Source organism: Pleionea sp. WD8-19, assembly GCF_055326765.1.
In genome coordinates, this window is the sequence record NZ_JBUZOU010000030.1 from 1 (window position 1) to 19,132 (window position 19,132).

Annotated in this window: 4 protein-coding genes; all 4 read right to left on the reverse strand. The window is 43.3% G+C overall.

Annotated features, from left to right (window positions below; translation table 11 throughout):
- Positions 1 to 5,364: amino acid adenylation domain-containing protein (locus ACTUJY_RS20280; RefSeq protein WP_463617962.1), on the reverse strand; the 5,364-nt coding region annotated here is incomplete at its 3' end.
- Positions 5,364 to 8,837, reverse strand: coding sequence for a non-ribosomal peptide synthetase (locus ACTUJY_RS20285; RefSeq protein WP_463617963.1), 3,474 nt, complete (start codon positions 8,835 to 8,837; stop codon positions 5,364 to 5,366). The genes ACTUJY_RS20280 and ACTUJY_RS20285, both read right to left, overlap by 1 nt.
- A 1-nt stretch (position 8,838) precedes the next feature.
- Positions 8,839 to 18,669 (reverse strand): amino acid adenylation domain-containing protein, encoded by a 9,831-nt coding sequence (locus ACTUJY_RS20290; protein ID WP_463617964.1) that lies wholly within the window; start codon positions 18,667 to 18,669, stop codon positions 8,839 to 8,841.
- On the reverse strand, positions 18,669 to 19,132 hold a 464-nt coding region (locus ACTUJY_RS20295; RefSeq protein ID WP_463617965.1), incomplete at its 5' end, for a phosphopantetheine-binding protein. The genes ACTUJY_RS20290 and ACTUJY_RS20295, both read right to left, overlap by 1 nt.

A 19,132-nucleotide genomic window follows, 5' to 3' on the forward strand; every position in this document is an offset into this window, starting at 1 on the left:
ATCGTCAAAACGAACCGCAATCGCATCGGGTGTTTTCTTCACTTGCTGCTCAAACAGTTCGTGGATCAATTGCTCCGATGGGTAATCGGCCGCTGTATCATTCAGCGTTTCCAATTGATAACGTTGCTCGTCTTCTGACAGCATCGAATATTCAGACAATCTCTTATGTGGATCGTCCGAAATTGCAGATAGCAAACGAGAAAAATGCGTACTTAATTCAGCGATGTGCTTTTCTGTAAATATTGATTTGTCGTATATCCAGTTGAGGAATATGCCTTCTTCGGTCCACTCGGCTACCACATCCAGATCAAATTTAGCGACAATACCTTCCTGTCCCATTCCTTTAATTTGAACATAAGGGATTGTAAGTTCAACCCGATCATTATTGTTCATCGTAAACATAATCTGAAATAAGGGTGTATGTTGAGTACTCCTGGAAACATTACTGATTTCTACCAAATACTCAAAAGGTAACTCCTTATGAAGTTGAGCCTCTAAATTAACACTCAACACATGTTTTAAATAGTCTGTAAAATTCGCTTCATGTTGTACATTGGTGCGTAAAACTAAATTATTTAAAAATATACCAATTAACGACTCAATTTGTTTATTATCTCGATTAGCAACCGGCGTTCCGACAACAATATCATTGTTATTTGTGTGTCGAGACATAAGTAAAGCAAATATTGAATGTAAAAGAACAAACCTTGTTACTTTGTTTTGTTCAGACAGTTTCGCCAGTTTATTTGCGATATTTTTTGGAATATGTGTGGAGATCTTTGCACCAATATGCTGTTTAACTTCTGGACGCGCAAAGTCTAAAGACAAACTATGGACTACAGGTAGATCACGCAACTGATTCAACCAGTACTGGCTCAACTCTTGGAGTTGCTTGCCTTCCAACTTATTTCTTTGCCAAATTGCATAATCGCCATATTGAATGCTTAGCGGCACTAAATCAGGTTCTCTATTATCAGTCATTGCAAGATAGGTTTCGACAAACTCTCTTACTAACAAACTCATCGACCAGCCATCTGACGCTATGTGATGCATATTAAAAGTCAATACAGCCTCTACCGAATCCGCTTCCTTGGATATCAATAAGTAACTTAATCGAACCATTAAATCTTGCGTAAGATCAAATGGCTTCGAGGCTTCTTCTTCCACTTTTTTAAGTACGCATTCTTCGGCGTTGATATTTTGTCCGGAAAGATCGACTCGATTGATTGAAAATTTGAATTTCTGAATAACTTTTTGAACCGGACCATTCTCACTATCGGCATAAATCGTTCTTAATGATTCGTGTCGCTCTATAATATATTGCATAGCGCGTTCAGCCATTTCGACATTAAACCTACCGGAAACACGAAACGCTTTTGGCATATTGTACTCAGCGCTTTTACCTCGCAAGCGCTCTAAAAACCAAATCCTTTGTTGAGCAAAAGATAAAGGAATAATCGCATCCGCATTTCGAGGTTGAATGCTAACGGCTTGATTCGATACCAATGGTTCCTTATAGCTCTCGATCAGAGCGACTTGCGACTCTAACGTGAAGTGATTAAATAAATCTCGTACATTCAATTTAACGCCCAATTCATCCTCAATCCGAGCAAGAAGCTTCATACTTAATAAGGAGTGACCACCAAGTCGAAAAAAGTCGTCCGAACGCTCAACCGTTGAAACTTGTAAAACATCTTGCCAAATCGCCCTCAATAAACTTTCAGTTGAAGGCTTACTTTGTGCAGACAGTTCACTTACTTTATTTTCAATAAGCTTTACTTGTTCAGATAAGACAAAGGAGCTAAATAAATCACGAACGGTTACCTTTACACCTAACTTTTCATCGATCTCTGAAATCAGTTTCATGGCCAATAACGAATGACCACCCAACTTGAAAAAGTCATGATCTAACTGGATATCATTTTTACCTAATAGATTTTTCCAAATATCAACAAGCGCATCCTTAACACTTAAGGTTTTATTTTTTACCTCCAACTCTCGTTCTTGTATTAATTGCAGCTGAGACTCAAATGTCATATGACTGAATAAATCACGAACCGTTAATTCAACGCCAAACTCTTTATGAACATCATTAATGAGTTTAATCGCTAACAGTGAGTGCCCTCCTAACCTAAAAAAGTCACTGTCGTTTTCAATCGCGTCTCTCTGCAACACAGTCATCCATATATTTTTTAACTTTTCCTGCTCATTATGGTTTGAGCGAGCTCTTTCTAAATTTGACTTCTGTTGACGAATTGATCTTAGAGCTGAATAATCAACTTTGCCCGCTATAGTCAATGGCATCTCTTCCAAAAACACCCATTCCGACGGAATCATGTATTCAGGTAAAAGCTTTGACAAAGCATCTGCCAAGCAGTCATAAGTCAATTGGTTTTCTGAATGTATATACGCAACAATCTTCTTATCTTCATTGACATCGTTATCTAAATCCAGAGCCACATCTCGAACACCTTCAACGGTCTTTATTGCTTGAGTAATTTCCGCCAATTCGATCCGGTAGCCACGTACTTTAACTTGTTTGTCAACTCTTCCTACAAACTCAATCAATCCTTCTGACGAAAACTTCACAAGATCACCTGTCCTATAAAGTCTTTGAGACTGTTCCTCGCCCCAAAACACGAACTTATCCTGCGTTAGTCGTTCATCATTCAAATACCCTATCGCAACACCATCTCCTCCAACATACAATTCACCAATCGCACCAGCAGGTAGTAGCTCCTTATTTTTATCCAAAATCAATACATTTGAGCCCGAAACTGGTCTCCCAATATTCACAGCATGTTCAGTAGAAAGAATCGAAAAAGTAGCGTTTACAGTCGTTTCAGTTGGTCCATAAGCATTAAGCGCTTTCTTATTCATCACTTGACAATACTGATTAATCTGCTGCCAAAGCGCATAGCTCACCTGATCACCACTGACAATTAAGTTTGTCGCACAGTTGGCTTTAATCAATTCATCAAGAACATAGCCTATCAATACAGGAGTACCATTAAAAATAGGAATGTTATGCTTTTGAACTAAATTAACCAAAGCGCCAGGCTCTTTGGTTTCATTATTTTGGGGGATTACCAACTTTCCACCTTTACAAAGTACGACCAAGCCTTTCATCGACGCATCAAAAGCATATGAAGCGTTCCATAGCCATCCATCGTTCACTGATACTTTCAAACATTCCAGCTGTTCCATGAATACATTTGCAAAATGACTTAAGTTTCCATGGCTATTCACCACACCTTTTGGTAATCCTGTTGTTCCAGACGTGTAAATAATATAGGCGGCACTATCTAACTGGGTTTCAATATTTTCAACATCAATCGTTTCACTATTTCGGTCCTTACGATCGGCGATATTTCCCTGATTATCGATAAGCGTAAATTGAATGCTTTTCTCGCTTATGGTGTCGAGCATCGCTTCTTCAGTTAATACAAGATATGGTTTCGCATTTTCAATAATTAATGAAACTCGACTTTTAGGGTTTGAAGGATCGATTGGAATATAAGGTATACCAGCTTTTAGTGCTGCTAAAATTGCAATAATGCGTTGAACACCATTATTTAACAGTAGTGCAATGGGTGCCTTATCTTTTACAACTTGAAGTAAGTCACAAGCTGTTTGATCAACTTTTTCTTTAATCTGAGAAAAAGTCCAAGTTTCGTGTCCCATCACCACAGCAGTGCGATTCGGATAACGGGTTGCTATTTGCTCAAATTCAACGCTTACTGGAATGAGGCTTTCCGTTCGTGGTCGACCTTTCCCCCAACAATTAATCTGAGTTTCTAATTGGGCATTGGATACAATCGGATAATCCTTTATCGCACGATGACTATCATTAATAACACCTTCCGTCAATAACCTAAAACTGTCCGAAAACCGCTTCACTTTTTCCAGTGAGAAAATATCCGTATTATAAAGCCAGTGAACTTTAAGTCCGTTTGCAGTTCTGTATATTTGCAAACAAAGATCAAACTTCGATTTGGTAATATTCTGCTCATAAAAGTCGTCATCCTGTCCGCTTGACGGATCGCCTATGTTATTTGCAACAAGATTGTCTCGAACATAAAATCGGAGTTGATGTACAGGACTGTACGATAAGCTACGCTCGTGTTTTATTTCGTTAACTATTTTTTCATAAGGACAATCGCCATTTTCAAAAGCATTCAGAATATTCAATCGATTGTTTGCCAAAAATTCGGCGAATGATACCGAATCACTTTCCAAATTCACCCGAACCAATAACGTATTAATAAAACATCCAATCACACCATGCAGTTCATTTTTTGTTCTGGTGTCAAATGGAGAACCTATGACGACGTCGTAGTTTTGACTCCAACGAATCACCAAAATCGAAAACAAACTTTGTAAAAACATGAAAAGTGTAACGTTATGCTCTTTACATACCTTGTCTATTGACCGTGTAAGCTGCTCATCAAAAGAGTCCGCGTACTTACTTCCGGAATAAGTTTGTTGCTCTGGACGAGGATAGTCCAATGGCAACGAGTGAACGACAGGAATATCCTTAAGCTTTTCTTTCCAATACGCTAAGCGATTATTAATGTAATCATCACTTAATGTTTCACGCTGCCATAGAGCATAATCCAAATACTGAACAGGCGAATCATTAAAAGGCAGGGATTTTTTATGGAATATAGCATCATAATACTTTGCAAACTCATCACTAAAAATTGAAATCGATACTTCATCGGCTGCTATATGATGTGTATTTATCAACAATATTCCTTCTTCATCCGATGATTTTAGTCTTAGCCATGTCACCCGGAGAAGCATATCCTCACTCAAATTAAACGCTTTAATTGCATCTTCCGAGATATATTGATTTACCGACAGCTCTAAATTTTGCTTATCAACGTCACTTAGATCGACAATCGCAATATCAAAGTATTCACAGCCATTAACTTTTTGGAAAGCTCCAGATTCATTGGTATGGAATGTTGTTCTGAGAATTTGGTGTCGATGAAGTATTGATTTAAATGCCTCTTTAGCCACTACTAAATCAAGTCCATTTTTCATATGTAAAACAAAAGGCATATTATATTGAGTCGAACTGCCTTCAAGCTGATCAATAAACCATAATCCTTGTTGTGCATACGACAGTGGCCCTTGCAAAGCGCCAGTCTTTTCAATAACGCAGTCACTTGTAGAATCCGAGTTGTTCGAAGCTCTACGAGTTAAAACCTCAACAATTTCATCCTTATGCAATTTAATATTTTTAAGTAAACTATCCGAAAGCGCACCAGTCTTAGCTTTATATTTTAATTTTCCAGACTCCACATAAAGATAGACGCCACGCAATGCCGCAGTTTCCAATACATCTTTGACTCGCATTAAATTTCTCCTTCCTCTAACTCAACAGACTTTTCTATCTCATTTTTTATATTTTCTTGCTGTTCAAGGATTTGTTTATTTTCTATTTCCACTGAAAGTGACTTTACCGTAGCATTCACGAATATGTCTTTAATGCTTAGTGGATAATGGATTAGCCCAAACGAATGTTGGGTAGCTGTTGCTAATTTAATAGCGAGTAACGAATGACCTCCCAGCTCAAAAAAATTATCCGTAACACTGATGTGTTCGGCCTTAACGCTTAACAGGCTCGACCAAATTTCAACCACTTTTTTCTCATTTTCAGTTTCGGGTGCGATGTACTCTCTGTCCAAAGTGCCATTGTCTGGATCAGGCAACGATTTACGATCGATCTTACCATTTGATGTGAGTGGAAGTTTTTCAAGTGGAACATAAATAGACGGAATCATATATTCCGGTAGCTGATGTTTTAACTTGTCATTAATTATCGATTTAATGTTATTTTTTTGCTCACCATCGGACAGTACTAAGTAACCAACCAAACGTTGTTGCTCAATCGTATGTCCTTTCACAGCAACGGCGCATTGTGAAACTTCTGGGCATTGAGACAAAACGCTTTCTATTTCACTCAACTCAATTCTAAATCCGCGTAACTTGACTTGATGATCAATGCGTCCGATGAATTCTATTTGACCATCTTTTCGAAAGCGTGCCAAATCACCCGTTTTATAAAGTCGAGTGCCAGGTATTTGTGGGTAAGGATTAGGAACAAACTTTTCTTTTGTCAATTGTTCTTGATTCAAGTACCCTCTTGCCAAACTGTTGCCCCCAATGCAAAGTTCCCCAACAGTGCCCAATGGTTTCAACTGTCCATTTTCGTCGACTATCAAATGAGTGTAATTATTAAGAGCACCTCCTAAAGTGATCGACATGTCTTGAAGGTTTGACTCAGATACTTTGTTAACCAAAGACCAAACGGTCGCTTCGGTGGGACCATAACAATTCCAAAGTTGAAAGCACCGCGGTATTAAAAACTTGGCGAGCCGCACTGGCAACGCCTCTCCACCCGATAACACAACCAACTGTTGCCTTCCTGACCATCCAATACTTTCAAGCAATTGCCAGGTTGCCGGTGTTGCTTGCATGATATTGATATTATGTTGTTCTAATTGCTCTGCGATTTTATTGGGATCCATTGTGTCTTCCGTAGAAGCTAAAACGACTTCCACACCATGAAGCAAAGCAGCAACCAACTCTAATCCGGCAATATCGAATGTCAGCGTTGTTACGGCAAATAATTTAGAAGATTCACTTAAGGATGCTCCTAACTTTGATTTCATTGCACATGCAAAATTATTAAAGGCCTGGTGTTCAATCATCACGCCTTTCGGTTGGCCGGTGGAGCCTGATGTGTAAATCACATACGCCAAGTTGCGCGCGTTTTGTTGAGGCAAACGTTTTGGGTTTTGTTCGGAGCAATGCGCAAACATTTCATCGTCTAATACACAAAGGGTTAACGATGAATGTTCTGAAAATCGTGACTTCAAAGAAGATTGTGTTAACACCACCGTTAACTCGGTGTCCTCCAACAAGTACTGCAATCGTCCCGCAGGATAATTCGGATCCATTGGCACGTAAGCGCCGCCTGCTTTTAATATCCCCAACAGTCCAATCACCATTTCCATGGAACGTTCAACGCACAATCCCACCAAACGGTCGGCAACAATCCCTTGCTCGCGCAGGTAATGCGCCACTCGATTCGCCGCAGCATTCAATTCCGCATAACTGAGCGTTTGATCGTTAAAACGAACCGCAATCGCATCGGGTGTTTTCTTCGCTTGCTGCTCAAACAGTTCGTGGATCAATTGCTCCGATGGGTAATCGGCCGCTGTATCATTCAGCGTTTCCAATTGATAACGCTGCTCGTCTTCTGACAGCATCGACAACTCACACAATCGCGCAGTCGGTTGCTCAGCCATTGCCGTTAACAAGCGCATCAAGTGCTCACTCAATTGATGAATGTGGTCGGCACTGAACAACGTTGTGTCGTAACTCCAACTCACGTCGATGCCGTTTTCATCCCAATGGGCACCAATGTCCAAATCGAACTTCGCGACAACCTCGTCTTGACCCAACGTGCTGAAGCGCACACCTGGCAACGACAACTCGACCTGCTCATTGGTGTTCATCGTGAACATTATTTGGAACAACGGCGTATGCTGAGTGCTTCTTGGGACCTGACACACTTCCACCAGTTGTTCAAACGGTATGTCTTGATGCGCTTGTGCTGCCAAGTTCACTTCGCGCACATGACTCAGGTATTCATTCAAGCTGTCGTGTTGGGTTTGCGTTCGCAACACCAAGGTGTTTACAAAAAATCCAATGAGCGGTTCCAACTCCGCTTGCATTCGATTCGCTACCGGTGTCCCCAGCACCACATCGTGGCTGTTGCTGTGTCGGGACAGTACCAACGACAGTCCAGCGTGTAATACCATAAAAGGCGTTAATTGATGCGCGCGAGCTAACCGCTGCAACGCTTCGGCTGTTTTCGCTGGCAAGTGCTGGTGTACCCGTGCTCCCTGATGACCTTTCACCGGCGGTCGAGGATAATCCAATGGCAAACTATGAACAGCCGGCACATCCGCCAACTGCTCTCGCCAATAACTGAGCTGCTTTTCCAGTACTTCTCCCGACAGCCATTCGCGTTGCCAATGCGCATAGTCTGCGTATTGAATGGGAAGTGGAACAGAAGTGTCTGGTTTTCCTTCCAAAATAGATTGGTAGTGCTCAACAAACTCTTGAGTGAGTACCCCTCTCGACCATCCATCGGAAGCAATATGATGATGATTAAATACCAAAATGCCCGATGATTGAGCGTCATTTCCTTGGCCAGTTAAATGAATAAAAAATGCTCTTAACATTAAGTCTTGAGCAAGATCAAATGACCGACGACTGTCTTCCCGTATCAATTGCTGAGCACGCGAATTCCTTTCCGCTTTTGAAAACGATCGGAGGTCAAAGTATCCTAAAATGAATTCAAAATCATGCTGAATTTGTTGAACAGGTTCAGATTGAAACTGAACGAATCGTGTTCTGAGTATCTCGTGCCTTTGGATGATCCGTTTAATCGCTAGTTCAGCAGAATCAATACAAAACGGTCCCTCAACTTTTAATGCACAAGGCATATTATATTGTGGGCTTCCCCCTTCCAATTGATCGATAAACCACAAACGTTGTTGGGCAAAAGATAATGGTAATTGCAGAACTTCAGAACGCTCAAGAGGTACAATTTTACCAACAGAAGTGAGATCATTAATCGACTCATCATAAGTCGATAAAAACTGGATCAATGCTTCTTTATTGGCTTTAATTTTTTCAACCAATGATGGTTTAAGAGCACCCTCTGGTGCTTTAATCTTAAGCTTACCATTATCAACACTGATATTAATCTTTAAGGTGTAAATTTCTTTAAGCAAATGCTCTACAGTCTGCATATCAGATCTCCATTTCCACAATATCGTCCACCTGGTTGAGCTGCTCATTCGCTTCTGTTTTCAATTGTATTAACGCTATAACTTTTGCCGCTTCTCGAATCGTATTAAGTGTAAACAGTTGAGCGATACTCAATTGAACCCCCATCTCTGACTTAATCAGCGAAACCAGTTTAATGATCAATAACGAGTGACCACCTAAATCAAAAAAGTTATCCAGAACACTGATGTCTTCTTCCGAACGTTTTAATAATTCGGCCCAAATAGTCACCAATTGCTGTTCCGTTTCATTGCTCGGCGCAACGTACTCTCTTCTTACTCGGGTCTGAACTTGCTGCATCAAACTTTTTCGATCCAGTTTGCCATTCGCGGTCAAAGGAAAAGCATCCATCACCACGAACGCTGATGGCACCATATAAGCAGGCAATGTTTCATTTAACTTGGCTTTTAATTGCTGCACCAAAGCCACTTCATCTTCACACGCCGGCGCTTCTACGTAACCCACCAGTTGTGATTCACCCGCCTCGCTTTTCTGAGCCATCACCACACTGCTTTGCACCTCCGGCTGCTGCGTCAGTTGATGTTCTATTTCTCCCAATTCGATCCGGAACCCTCGCACTTTCACCTGGTTATCCAGTCGCTCCAGATATTGCAGTTGACCATCTTCCAGATAACGCACCCGATCTCCGGTTTTATACAGTCGTTCTCCGGCTTTAAACGGATGGGCTATAAATCGTTCTTCCGTTAACGCCGATTTATTCAGATAGCCTCGCGCCAAGCCCACGCCTCCAATGTGCAATTCACCCGCAACACCTTGCGGACACACATTCAAGGACGCGTCCAACACCAACAACTCAATGTTCTGGATCGGTCGCCCGATGGGCACCGAAGTTCGCTCTCCTAACGTCGCACAATCAAAGTAACTCACATCGATCGCCGCTTCCGTCGGCCCGTATAAGTTTTGCAGCGACACCTGCGGGGCTCGTTCCGATAGCGTTTTGACTTCCTGCACGCCTAACGCTTCTCCACTGCACACCACCAGTCGCACACTGTCCGCAAACGACGCAACGGGATACGCCAGATACGCACTCAACATCGATGGCACAAAGTGCATGACACTCACGCCCGTTTCTTCGATCAATTGACTCAGGTATTCTGGATCTTTATGACCTTCCGGTTTGGCCACCACCAGTTCGGCGCCATAACACAACGTCCATAAAAATTCCCACACCGACACATCGAAACTGTAAGGGGTTTTTTGCAGAACTTTATCTTCACCACTCAGCCCATACGCCTTCTGCATCCAATCCAATCGGTTACTTAAAGCCTGATGTTCAATCATCACGCCTTTCGGCTGACCGGTGGAGCCCGACGTGTAAATCACATACGCCAAGTTGTGCGCATTTTGCTCTGCTAAATGTTCAGGGTTTTTCTCGGAATAATCGTGGGCTGTTGTTAACCAGTCGTCACTGTCCAGTGACACAACCGATAGTGCAGCAGGAAAACGAGACGCCAATGCCGACTGTGTCAACACCTGCGTTAAACCGGTGTCGTCCAATACATAGTTCAATCGTGCATCGGGATAGCTTGGATCCAGTGGCACATAAGCCCCGCCTGCTTTTAATATCCCCAACAGTCCAATCACCATTTCCATGGAACGTTCAACGCACAATCCCACCAAACGGTCGGCAACAATCCCTTGCTCACGCAGGTAATGCGCCACTCGATTCGCCGCAGCATTCAATTCCGCATAGCTGAGCGTTTGATCGTTAAAACGAACCGCTATCGCATCGGGTGTTTTCTTCACTTGCTGCTCAAACAGTTCGTGGATCAATTGCTCCGATGGGTAATCGGCCGCTGTATCATTCAGCGTTTCCAATTGATAACGCTGCTCGTCTTCTGACAGCATCGACAACTCACACAATCGCGCAGTCGGTTGCTCAGCCATTGCCGTTAACAAGCGCATCAAGTGCTCACTCAATTGATGAATGTGGTCGGCACTGAACAACGTTGTGTCGTAACTCCAACTTACATCGATGCCGTTTTCATCCCAATGGGCACCAATGTCCAAATCGAACTTCGCGACAACCTCGTCTTGACCCAACGCGCTGAAGCGCACACCTGGCAACGACAACTCGACCTGCTCATTGGTGTTCATCGTGAACATTATTTGGAACAACGGCGTATGCTGAGTGCTTCTTGGGACCTGACACACTTCCACCAGTTGTTCAAACGGTATGTCTTGATGCGCTTGTGCTGCCAAGTTCACTTCGCGCACATGACTCAGGTATTCATTCAAGCTGTCGTGTTGGGTTTGCGTTCGCAACACCAAGGTGTTTACAAAAAATCCAATTAACGGCTCCAACTCCGCTTGCATTCGATTCGCTACCGGTGTCCCCAACACCACATCGTGGCTGTTGCTGTGTCGGGACAGTACCAACGACAGCCCAGCGTGTAATACCATAAAAGGCGTCAATTGATGCGCTCGTGCTAACCGTTGCAACGCTTCGGCTGTTTTCGCTGGCAAGTGCTGGTGTACCCGTGCTCCCTGATGACCTTTCACCGTCGGTCGAGGGTAATCCAATGGCAAACTATGAACGGCCGGCACATCCGCTAACTGCTCTCGCCAATAACTGAGCTGCGTTTCCAGTACTTCTCCCGACAACCACTCCCGTTGCCAATGCGCATAGTCTGCGTATTGAATGGGAAGCTCTGGCAATGACACCGGGTAGCCTTCGTTTATAAAGCGATACAACGCTATAAACTCTTTCAATAAAACACCGCGCGACCATCCATCCGACGCAATATGATGCATATTAAATAACAACACATTACGTTGTTCGTCTGCCTCATCCGTGACATGCAAATACGTTACGCGAACCATCAAATCAGAGGACAAATCGAATGCTTTACCGCTTTCTTCTGCAACCCATTGATCGATTGCCTCTTTTTGCGCTTTTTCTGACAGTTCTCGTAAATCCACACGATGTAAATGAAAGTTAAACACTTCCTTAATCACTTGCACCGCATGATCACCATTGGCTTCAAAGTGAGTACGCAAACTTTCGTGGCGTTCAATGATGCGTATCATGGCCTGCTCTGCAGCATCCACATCAAATCGACCATCCACTTCGAGCACCGCTGGCATGTTATATTCCACACTGCTGCCTTGCAGTTGATCGATAAACCACAAGCGCTGTTGGGCAAACGATAACGGATAAAAGTCAATATTACGCTCGATCTTAGTAATACTCGGCCGTAATTCCGTTTGTTTTTCAGTATCAATACGCTGAGCTAACTGACGAATATTGGGATAGTCAAACGCATCTTTAATCGCTAACTCTTCCGTTAACGATTTTCTGACTTCCGCAACGAGACGTACTGCTAATAAAGAGTGTCCTCCCAATTCGAAAAAGTTTGCCGTAACACTGATCTGTTCCGGATCCAGTTTAAGTAATCGACTCCAAATGAGCACCAATGACTTTTCTGTATCCGATTCTGGAGCTACAAAAATTGAAGCAGTGACCTGTTCGTCACTTGTCGGCAATGCTTTTTTGTCAATCTTTCCATTGGGACTTAAAGGCCATTCATCAAGCACGATGTATGAAGATGGCAACATGTATTCGGGCAGTCGTTTTCGTAGTGTTTGACGAATGTGTTCTACGAGCACGGAGTCGTCCTGATCTTCTTCTGGAATGACATAAGCAATTAATCGTTTATCGCCAGCCTCAATTTCTTTGAGTAAAACCAAACTTGAACGCACACCTTCACACGATAAAATCTCCGAATCGATCTCACCTAACTCGATGCGAAATCCATGAAGTTTTATCTGATCGTCAAAGCGTCCGAGAAACTCCACGTTTCCATTTTTCCCGTATCGAACTCGATCGCCTGTACGGTAGAGTCTCTCATTTTTGTTGTTGCTAAAGGGATTGGCGACAAATCGTTCTTGTGTCAATTCTGGCCGATTTAAATAACCACGAGCAACCCCTTGCCCACCAATATATAACTCCCCCGCTACGCCATAAGGCTGTAACGTTTGGTGCTCATCTAAAATAAATAATTGCGTATTATCAAGTGGTCGACCAATACTGACACCTCGAGAACTGTTTGCTGACTTATCCATTTGATCGACGTCATGAAAAGTGGTTGCACCGACGGTTGTCTCTGTGGGTCCATATTCGTTAATAAAGCAACCATTGGGCAATAACTTATTTCGCCATGGATAAAGGTGTGCTTCGGTCAATGCTTCGCCAGCTATCACCAGAACATGTTTTGATTGGGTATTGCTTTTGTCTTCTTGGTGACTCGCAATGGCTTCGAGATGAGATGGTGTAATTTTAAATAATAAAGAACGCTTATCATCAAACAAACATTTTTCCAAATGAAGCAACATGTCTTTGTTATCGGGTAACACTTCGATATAGCGCCCGCAAAACAACGGTGGATACAACGATCCTACGGTTGCATCAAAAGCCAAAGGAGAACTGACGACAGCCCCTTCAACGCCATCGGGCATAAAGGCTCTTTGCGCAAAGTTAACAAAGTTGACAACATTGATGTGCTCAACCATGACCCCTTTTGGCATTCCTGTAGACCCGGAGGTGTAAATCAAATAGGCCAAATTATTCACACCTTGATTGCGTAAGCGAGGCAAGTTATCTGAAGGATACTGCTGACGCTTGCCTGCATAATCTTCGCCATCGATCACCGTGAGCGTAACATCATCAAGGGGTAAGCTAAGCGTTTCGACAAAATGAGACTGAATGACCATATGCTTTACTTGTGTATCGCTCAACATATATTCGAGTCGTGCTTTAGGGTAAGTGGGATCCATCGGAATATAAGCACCACCAGCTTTCAAAATACCTAAGATGCTGATAACCATTTCGAGCGAACGCTCAACGCAAAGTCCAATTAAGGTTTCAGATCCAACCCCTTGTTGTCTCAAATGATAAGCCAGTTGATTAGCCGCAAAATTTAATTCTTTATAGGTTAGAGATTTTTCACCATAAACAACCGCAAACTTGTCACCATTTTGTTTTACTTGCTGTTCAAAAACTTCATGAATCATGAGGTTTTTGGGGAATTCCATTTCCGTCTGATTTAATGTTTGAAGTAAATGATGAGTTTCCTGTTCAGACAACATAGTCAACTCATTAAGACGAACTTCAGGGTGCGCAACAACTTCTTTTAAAAGTTGAACTAAGTGTCGACTGATCTGTTCAATTCGTTCATGCCGGAATAAAGAGGTGTCATAAATCCAAGATACACTCCCCCCCATTTCATTGAGTTGTGCGGTAATGGTTAAGTCAAATCGGGCACTGGCTTTCGCTCCTTCTAACGCACTAATTTCTAAACCAGAGAGATTAAGACTGCTTAACTCTGTAGTATTCATAAAGAACATGATCTGGAACAGCGGGCTGTGTTGTGTACTACGCGGAACTTTGCAATATTCAACCAACTGTTCAAAAGGAAGATCGGGATTTTCCTGTGCTTCAATATTTATTTTCCGAACGTGCTCTAGGTACTCGAAGAACGTTTCGTGCGATGTCGATGTTCTTAACACTAAGGTATTAACAAAAAAACCAATGAGCGACTCCAGTTCAGGTTGTGGCCGATTTGCCAACGAAGTGCCCAAAACGATATCGTCACTGCTACTATGACGTGCTAAAACCAATCCCAACGCTGCATGCAATAACATAAAGGGCGTGATTTTATAAATGCGAGCGAAGTTAATGAGCTTTTGACTTAAATCTTTATCAATATAACTGCGAACAACTTCAGCATCATACTGCTTCACGGTTGGCCTTGGATAATCTAACGGTAAACTGTGCACAATAGGCGCATTCTTAAGGTGTTCACTCCAATACGCCAACTGATTTTCCATCACATCTCCGGATAACCAGTTTTGTTGCCAATGTGCGTAATCGGCGTACTGTATGGGTAATTCTTTTAGGCTTGGCGTCTGTTTTAACTGATATGATTCATAAAGCGCGGCAAACTCTTTTACGATGACATCGAGTGACCAACCATCAGAAGCAATATGGTGCGTGTTAAACAATAAAACACCTTCTTGATGCCCTTCTTCTTCAGATAGCACCAGATAACATGCACGAGCCATTAAATCATTCGTCAAATCAAATGTATTGCGAGCTTCACTCTCAACTCGTTCAAGTACACCGATTGTTTGGGCCTCACCTGACAGGTGCGATAAATTCTCGACATTCAATTTAAAGTCAAACTGTTCTCGAATAATTTGTACGGGGCCATCAGACTGTTCTTTAAAAACAGTACGCAGAGGTTCGTGACGGCGAATAATTTCAATTAAGGCTCTTTCTGCATTTTGAATATGAAATTCACCGACAATTTTTAAAGCGATAGGCATGTTGTATTGCGGACTGCCACCTTCCATTTGGTCAATAAACCATAAACGCTTCTGCGCATAAGACAAAGGTAATGTTGAACTGTCTCGTTGAATCGGTGTAATTTTAGTTTGCACGCGCCGTGCTGTTCCCAACTCAATTCGTTTCGCTAAACTTCGAATATTTGAGTGGCTAAATACCTCTTTGATAGACAGTTCTTGTTTCAGCTGGTCACGAATGGCAGCGACCATAGAAACGATAAGCAGCGAATGCCCGCCCAGCTCAAAAAAGTTGGCCATAACACTTAAAGAATCGGGGTTTCTTTTTAATAAACTTGCCCAAATAGCCACTAATGCGTGTTCCGTGTCACTCTCCGGAGCAACGTATTCTGCCGATAAATCATCGTCGATTTCCGGTAACGCACGCTTATCTATTTTGCCATTGGGGGTTAACGGCATTGCGTCCAACACTTTGATAAATGTGGGCACCATATAATCTGGTAATTCGTTTTTGAGTGCATCGCTGAGAACATCAACCGTTAGCCCTTCATCCGACAACACCACATAACTTATCAGACGTTCTTCCTTGACCATCACCACGGCTTGTTCGACTCCTGCTTGCCGTCTTAATTGATGTTCGATTTCGCCTAACTCAATGCGAAACCCTCGCAACTTCACCTGTTCATCCGCTCGCCCTAAAAACGCCAGTTCTCCGTTCGGTAAATAACGAACTCGGTCTCCGGTTTTGTACAGTCGTTCGCCTGCTTTAAATGGATGCGACACATAACGCTCTGCTGTCAGTTCATCCCGTTTCCAATATCCTCGTGTTAAACCGGCACCACCCAAATACAATTCACCCACCGCACCTAACGGCAATAACTCACGTTGCTCCGACAACACATAAGCTTCGCTGTTCGCTATCACTCGACCGATACTCGGTACGCCTTCAATGGCTTCATCAAACGATTGCCAGGTCGAGTACGTTGTGTCTTCCGATGGACCGTACAAATTACACACCCGCTCACACACACCGTCGTTTAATAGTTGATTCAACAAAGCTCCCGGCAACGGCTCTCCCGCCAAGTTAATCACTTTGACACCCTGAGGTATCGCATTCTGTTGAAGCAATGCAGAAATCGCCGAAGGAACTGTGTTGATAAGTGTGACATCAACCGGCTGCTCTATCAGCGACAAAGCGTCTTTCACCACCACGCATTCGCTACCTTGGGTGAGCGGTGCGAGCAATTCAAACACCGACAAGTCAAAGTTCAATGACGTACTCGCCAAGACACGTGAAAGCTCTTCTTTTGAAAAAGCGTGGTGACTCCAGTGCAGCAATGCCACCGTATTACGATGTTCAATCATCACACCTTTCGGTTGGCCAGTGGAGCCTGATGTGTAAATCACATACGCCAAGTTGCGCGCGTTTTGTTGAGGCAAACGTTCTGGGTTTTGTTCGGAGTCATGCGCAAACGTTTCATCGTCTAATACACAAAGGGTTAACGATGAATGTTCTGAAAATCGTGACTTCAAAGAAGATTGTGTTAACACCACCGTTAACTCGGTGTCGTCCAACAAGTACTGCAATCGTCCCGCAGGATAATTCGGATCCAGTGGCACGTAAGCGCCGCCCGCTTTTAATATCCCCAACAGCCCTACCACCATTTCCATGGAACGCTCAACGCACAATCCCACCAAACGGTCGGCAACAATCCCTTGCTCGCGCAGGTAATGCGCTACTCGATTCGCCGCAGCATTCAATTCTGCATAGCTGAGCGTTTGATCGTCAAAACGAACCGCAAGCGCATCGGGTGTTTTCTTCACTTGCTGCTCAAACAGTTCGTGGATCAATTGCTCCGATGGGTAATCGGCCACTGTGTCGTTCAGCGTTTCCAATTGATAGCGTTGCTCGTCTTCTGACAGCATCGACAACTCACACAATCGCGCAGTCGGTTGCTCAGCCATGGCCGTTAACAAGCGCATCAAATGCTCACTCAATTGATGGATGTGGTCGGCACTGAACAACGTTGTGTCGTAACTCCAACTTACATCGATGCCGTTTTCATCCCAATGGGCACCAATGTCCAAATCGAACTTCGCGACAACCTCGTCTTGACCCAACGCGCTGAAACGCACACCTGGCAACGACAACTCGACCTGCTCATTGGTGTTCATCGTGAACATTATTTGGAACAACGGCGTATGCTGAGTGCTTCTTGGGACCTGACACACTTCCACCAGTTGTTCAAACGGTATGTCTTGATGCGCTTGTGCCGCCAAGTTCACTTCGCGCACATGACTCAGGTATTCATTCAAGCTGTCGTGTCGGGTTTGTGTTCGCAACACCAAGGTGTTTACAAAAAATCCAATTAACGGCTCCAACTCCGCTTGCATTCGATTCGCTACCGGTGTCCCCAACACCACATCGTGGCTGTTGCTGTGTCGGGACAGTACCAACGACAGCCCAGCGTGTAATACCATAAAAGGCGTCAATTGATGCGCTCGTGCTAACCGTTGCAACGCTTCGGCTGTTTTCGCTGGCAAGTGCTGGTGTACCCGTGCTCCCTGATGACCTTTCACCGTCGGTCGAGGGTAATCCAATGGCAAACTATGAACGGCCGGCACATCCGCTAACTGCTCTCGCCAATAACTGAGCTGCGTTTCCAGTACTTCTCCCGACAACCACTCCCGTTGCCAATGCGCATAGTCTGCGTATTGAATGGGAAGCTCTGGCAATGACACCGGGTAGCCCTCAACCAATGATCGATAGAAACCAAGAAACTCTTTTAACAAGAGACTCATTGACCATCCATCTGACGCAATATGATGCATATTAAATAACAACACATTACGTTGTTCGTCTGCCTCATCCGTGACATGCAAATACGTTACGCGAACCATCAAATCAGAGGACAAATCGAATGCTTTACCGCTTTCTTCTGCAACCCATTGATCGATTGCCTCTTTTTGCGCTTTTTCTGACAGTTCTCGTAAATCCACACGATGTAAATGAAAGTTAAACACTTCCTTAATCACTTGCACCGCATGATCACCATTGGCTTCAAAGTGAGTGCGCAAACTTTCGTGGCGTTCAATGATGCGTATCATGGCCTGCTCTGCAGCATTCACATCAAATCGGCCATCCACTTCGAGCACCGCTGGCATGTTATATTCCACACTGCTGCCTTGCAGTTGATCGATAAACCACAAGCGTTGCTGGGCAAACGATAACGGATGCTCCAATTTCGCATCACGTGAAACCTTCTTAATACTTGGCTTATCACTTACTTTCGATTGAAAGGTTGATTCTTGTTTTAAAAATTGAACGATAGCATTTTTATGGGTACGAATAAGCTCAGAAAATTCTTCGTTCAATACGCCTTTTGGAGCATCAACGATAAGTTTTCCGTTGTTTTCTTGAAGTCGTATTTTGTGTTTATTTAATTTGCTGATCAGGTTAATAATGTCCATTAAAACTCCACCCTTTCAATCTCATCGTTATTTTCATTATTTATCGACGCTTCCAGTTCGTTAGACATTCGATAGTATTCAATCCAATCACCCATTTTTTTAACGGTTGGCTCCAAATACAATTGTCGTAAATCCAGGTGGACAGACGTCGCTTGTTCTATTGCTGCAACTAAACGCATCAATAATAACGAGTGACCACCTAAATCAAAAAAGTTATCCAGAACACTGATGTCTTCTTCCGAACGTTTTAATAATTCGGCCCAAATAGTCACCAATTGCTGTTCCGTTTCATTGCTCGGCGCAACGTACTCTCTTCTTACTCGGGTCTGAACTTGCTGCATCAAACTTTTTCGATCCAGTTTGCCATTCGCAGTCAAAGGAAAAGCATCCATCACCACGAACGCTGATGGCACCATATAAGCGGGCAATGTTTCATTTAACTTGGCTTTTAATTGCTGCACCA